Annotated in this window: 5 protein-coding genes and 1 pseudogene; 4 read left to right on the plus strand and 2 right to left on the minus strand. The window is 39.9% G+C overall.

Features of this window, described 5'->3' with window-relative positions; all coding sequences use genetic code 11:
- Window positions 1–27: 27 nt before the first annotated feature.
- Window positions 28–168, minus strand: a complete 141-nt coding sequence (locus tag ARSQ2_RS09200) for a hypothetical protein (protein WP_181995113.1) — start codon at window positions 166–168, stop codon at window positions 28–30.
- A 379-nt stretch (window positions 169–547) separates the two neighbouring features.
- Here ARSQ2_RS09200 and ARSQ2_RS09205 point away from each other — a divergent pair, with 379 nt between their 5' ends.
- The 4 genes and pseudogenes from ARSQ2_RS09205 (at window position 548) to cysE (ending at window position 3,398) form a co-directional block, all read left to right on the plus strand.
- Window positions 548–985 carry a rhodanese-like domain-containing protein gene (locus tag ARSQ2_RS09205; protein WP_181995114.1) on the plus strand — a complete coding sequence of 146 codons (438 nt, stop codon included), beginning with the start codon at window positions 548–550 and terminating at the stop codon, window positions 983–985.
- A gap of 72 nt (window positions 986–1,057) precedes the next feature.
- Window positions 1,058–1,534 carry a protein-export chaperone SecB gene (secB, locus tag ARSQ2_RS09210; RefSeq protein WP_181995115.1) on the plus strand — a complete coding sequence of 159 codons (477 nt, stop codon included), beginning with the start codon at window positions 1,058–1,060 and terminating at the stop codon, window positions 1,532–1,534.
- Window positions 1,534–2,556: an NAD(P)H-dependent glycerol-3-phosphate dehydrogenase gene (gene gpsA, locus ARSQ2_RS09215; RefSeq protein ID WP_181995116.1), complete on the plus strand. Its 1,023-nt coding sequence runs from the start codon at window positions 1,534–1,536 to the stop codon at window positions 2,554–2,556. The genes secB and gpsA overlap by 1 nt, the downstream gene beginning before the upstream one ends.
- A gap of 25 nt (window positions 2,557–2,581) precedes the next feature.
- A pseudogene (gene cysE, locus ARSQ2_RS09220) lies at window positions 2,582–3,398 on the plus strand (serine O-acetyltransferase).
- Between the two features lie 28 nt (window positions 3,399–3,426).
- On the opposite strand, the gene trmL reads toward cysE, so the two are convergent.
- Window positions 3,427–3,930: a tRNA (uridine(34)/cytosine(34)/5-carboxymethylaminomethyluridine(34)-2'-O)-methyltransferase TrmL gene (gene trmL / locus ARSQ2_RS09225; RefSeq protein WP_181995117.1), complete on the minus strand. Its 504-nt coding sequence runs from the start codon at window positions 3,928–3,930 to the stop codon at window positions 3,427–3,429.
- Window positions 3,931–4,151 lie beyond the last annotated feature (221 nt).

The following is a 4,151-nucleotide window of genomic DNA, read 5'->3' on the forward strand; positions in this document are numbered from 1 at the left end:
GGGCGACTTTAAAATGATTACAAGTAATTACTCTATATCAGTAAATTTATATTGGAGAAAAACATATATTTTGTAATCAAAATTAAGTCGCTTAGCTATCAGAAATAGCGAGACACAGAGTAACGACTTAACCACTACTCTGTTTAGTAGAGCCAAAAAGATTAGCATTAAACCATATCGGCTGGTATTGTTCATCTTAGTTCAGCATCCTGAAACAATATCACTTAAAATTATTGACAATTAATATAATTAGTAAACATTTCTGCTTCTTTTAGCATAATACTGAAAAAAACTTAATTTCTTCATTTATACAACAAATATACAACAAATTATAAAATAACTATAAGTTATTATTAATATTACTTTCATTCAGCTACTTTTTTAGTGGTATCAATTAACTGATATCGCTGGAAAATATCGCCGGTATGAACACTAATTTGCAAAAAAACCTAGTCAATTTTGCAAATTGGCTGTAATTGCGCAGCGACAAAGGTATACTTTGCAGCCTAGATCTATCTGTTACTAACTACGGGAGTAATTAACCCACATGATGCAAGAAATCATGCAATTTATTAGCCGACATCGAATACTCAGTCTGGCCTGGATCGCTTTGCTTATCGCTGTAATTATCTTAACCTTTAAGGGTTTGTTCGCTAAAACAAAAAATATCACTCGTGCCCAAGCGATACAATTGATTAATAAAGAAGAAGCGATCAGTATCGATTTACGTTCCCGTGACGATTTTCGTAAAGGACACATTATTGATTCAATTAACCTGACGCCATCAGAAATTAAAGACAATAATATCGGAGAATTGGAAAAACATAAGCAAAAACCCATTATTGTTGTCTCAGCAAATGGCATGGAAGCATCTAAACCTGCTGAACAACTGGTGCAATATGGTTTTGAACGTGTCTTTATTCTAAAAGAAGGAATTACCGGCTGGTCTAGCGAAAATTTACCTCTAGCCCGCGGCAAAAAGTAATTCATCGGATACATCAGAAATTATGTTTATACAATTCAATATCATAAGGAAATTTAAAAGGTAATTAACATTATGTCAGAACAAAGTCATGAAGAGATGGTATTCCAGATCCAACGAATTTATACTAAAGATATCTCATTTGAAACACCAAGTGCCCCAAATATTTTTCAGCAAGAGTGGCAACCAGAAGTCAAATTAGATTTAGACACCTCGTCTAGTGAATTAGCTGAACATGTTTATGAAGTTATCTTACGGGTCACCGTTACCGCCAGCGTCGCTGAAGAAACCGCTTTCCTGTGCGAAGTGCAACAAGCCGGCATTTTCTCTATTGATGGTATCGAAGAAACCCAAATGGCTCATTGTTTGGGCGCTTATTGCCCAAATATTTTATTTCCCTATGCGCGTGAATGTATTAGCAATTTAGTTAGCCGTGGAACTTTTCCTCAACTAAACTTAGCACCTGTTAACTTTGATGCATTATTTATGAACTATCTACAACAACAGCATACTGCCGAAACTGAAAATTGGGCAGATCATCAGGAAGCTTAATGAACACTGTTTCGATGACAGTTATCGGTGCCGGCTCTTATGGCACCGCATTAGCCATCACACTTGCCCGTAATGGCCACGGTGTTCTGCTTTGGGGACATGATCCTCAGCACATTAAAAAATTACAACAAGAGCACTGCAACCAAGCATTTTTGCCCGACGTTCCATTCCCAGACAATTTGTTACCTGAAGTTTCCCTCAAAACGGCAATAACCGGAAGCCACAATATATTGATCGTCGTTCCAAGCCATGCATTTAATCAAGTTTTGCAAAATATTCAACCTTACTTAACGCAAAACTCACGCATTATTTGGGCAACAAAAGGGCTTGAACACGGGACTGGACGCCTATTACAAGACGTTGCCCGCGAAACGCTCGGAGATAAAATTCAGCTAGCTGTTCTTTCCGGCCCAACTTTTGCCAAAGAACTGGCTGCCGGCTTACCGACTGCTATTGCGGTAACCGCTTCTAATGCAGAATTTAGTGAAGAGCTACAGCAACTTTTTCATTGCGGTAAAAGTTTTCGAGTTTATAAAAATCCAGATATGATCGGTGTGCAGTTAGGTGGTGTGGTCAAAAATGTCATTGCGATTGGTGCCGGCATGTCCGATGGTATCGGATTTGGCGCCAATGCTCGCACAGCGTTGATCACCCGAGGATTAGCTGAAATCAGCCGCTTAGGCATCGCTATGGGTGCTAAATCCTCTACATTTATGGGAATGGCTGGTTTAGGTGATTTGGTTTTGACTTGTACCGACAACGAATCGCGTAATCGTCGCTTTGGCATGTTGCTTGGCCAAGGGATGCAGACTAAAGAAGCTGAAAAGCAAATTGGTCAGGTGGTTGAAGGTTACTTAAATACCAAAGAAGTCCGTGCATTAGCGCAACGTGTTGGTGTAGAAATGCCAATTACCGAGCAAATCTATCAGGTTCTGTACGGTAATAAAAATGTACTCGAAGCAGCAAATACATTACTTAGCCGCGCAACCAAAGACGAGACTAATGATACACGTGCTTCTTGATCATTAAAAATAGTAGAGTGTGAATATGTCTCGACAGCAACTTGAGGAAATTTGGACGATAATAAAGCAAGAGGGTGAAATTTTAGCCAACTGTGAACCAATATTAGCCAGCTTTTTTCATGCGACATTACTTAAACATGATAATCTTGGTAATGCGTTAAGTTATATCCTGGCAAACAAGTTAGCTACCCCGATTATGCCAGCGATTGCCGTTCGAGAGATTATTTAAAATGCTTATAAAAATGATAAACAAATGATCGCTTATGCCGCTCGTGATCTAAAAGCCATCATGCAACGTGATCCGGCAGTCGACAAATATTCAGTCCCGTTATTATATTTAAAGGGCTTTCATGCTTTACAGGCTTATCGTATCGGCCACTGGCTATGGAAAGTGGATCGCACGGCATTAGCAACTTATCTGCAAAGCCAAATATCTGTCTCTTTTGGGGTTGATATCCATCCCGCAGCTAGTATTGGGTACGGTATTATGCTTGATCACGCAACAGGGTATCGTTATAGGCGAAACGGCGGTAGTTGAAAATGACGTTTCGATATTGCAATCAGTCACCCTTGGTGGAACCGGCAAAACAGGTGGAGATCGTCATCCTAAAGTTCGTGAAGGGGTGATGAGCGGGGCGGGAGAAAAAATTTTAGGCAATATAGAAATTGGTAAGGGCGCTAAAACTGGCGCGGGTTCAGTAGTGCTACACTTTTTACCACCTCATACTACCGTGGCAGAAGTACCAGCGGGCAAAGTGGGAACACCGAACAGCAAAAAACCTTCACTAGATATGGATCAAAACTTTAGCAATTCAATCCATGGTTTTGGTGAGGGTATCTAACCATGCCATCAACCTGTGGTGAATAAAATTACTCACGCAACAGTGCACCCGAGTAATCCAACTGGCGCCATCCTTCAAATACCACCACTGCAACAGAATTGGACAAATTCATACTGCGGCTATCTGCTAACATTGGGATACGGATCTTTTGACTGCTTGATAACTCATCAAGAACATATGCAGGTAAACCGCGGGTCTCCGGCGCAAACATTAAATAATCGCCCGGCCGATATGCCACACTACTATGACTTGGTGTTCCTTTGGTTGTCAAAGCAAACAAACGGTTAGCAGATGCTGTCTGAAAATGCGCTTTGGACAAAGCAATACTAGTTAGAAAAGCAAAATAATCATGATGACGCTGAATATTGGCAAACTCATGATAATCTAACCCTGCCCGCCGTAACCGTTTATCGTCCCAGGTAAAACCCAATGGTTCAATGAGATGTAACTGACAGCCGGTATTCGCGCATAGACGAATAATATTACCAGTATTCGGTGGAATTTCAGGTTCAAATAAAACGATGTTTAACATACAGCCCTCAACAATAACTACTGTATTCTAACACAATCGTTGTCACTGTTAACGATTTCAATTGTGCCCAATTAAGCAAACAGAATTTTTTATTAATCTAATGATTTTTTAAACTCAAACTGAACGGTATTTTCTATCCCCTTTGCCAAGCTTACTGGCGGTTCAAATCCCGTTTTAGCTATACTTCCTAAAAACAGTGTAATCATGATGGATAATGCAAC

Origin of the sequence: Arsenophonus endosymbiont of Bemisia tabaci Q2, assembly GCF_902713415.1 — a bacterium.
Lineage (GTDB): Bacteria > Pseudomonadota > Gammaproteobacteria > Enterobacterales > Enterobacteriaceae > Arsenophonus.

What these genes read in the sequence shown, in the direction of transcription:
- ARSQ2_RS09200 (WP_181995113.1), bottom strand. Translation starts at nt 168, where the DNA reads ATGCTAATCTTTTTGGCTCTACTAAACAGAGTAGTGGTTAAGTCGTTA.
- secB (WP_181995115.1), top strand. Translation starts at nt 1,058, where the DNA reads ATGTCAGAACAAAGTCATGAAGAGATGGTATTCCAGATCCAACGAATT.
- gpsA (WP_181995116.1), top strand. Translation starts at nt 1,534, where the DNA reads ATGAACACTGTTTCGATGACAGTTATCGGTGCCGGCTCTTATGGCACC.
- trmL (WP_181995117.1), bottom strand. Translation starts at nt 3,930, where the DNA reads ATGTTAAACATCGTTTTATTTGAACCTGAAATTCCACCGAATACTGGT.
- ARSQ2_RS09205 (WP_181995114.1), top strand. Translation starts at nt 548, where the DNA reads ATGATGCAAGAAATCATGCAATTTATTAGCCGACATCGAATACTCAGT.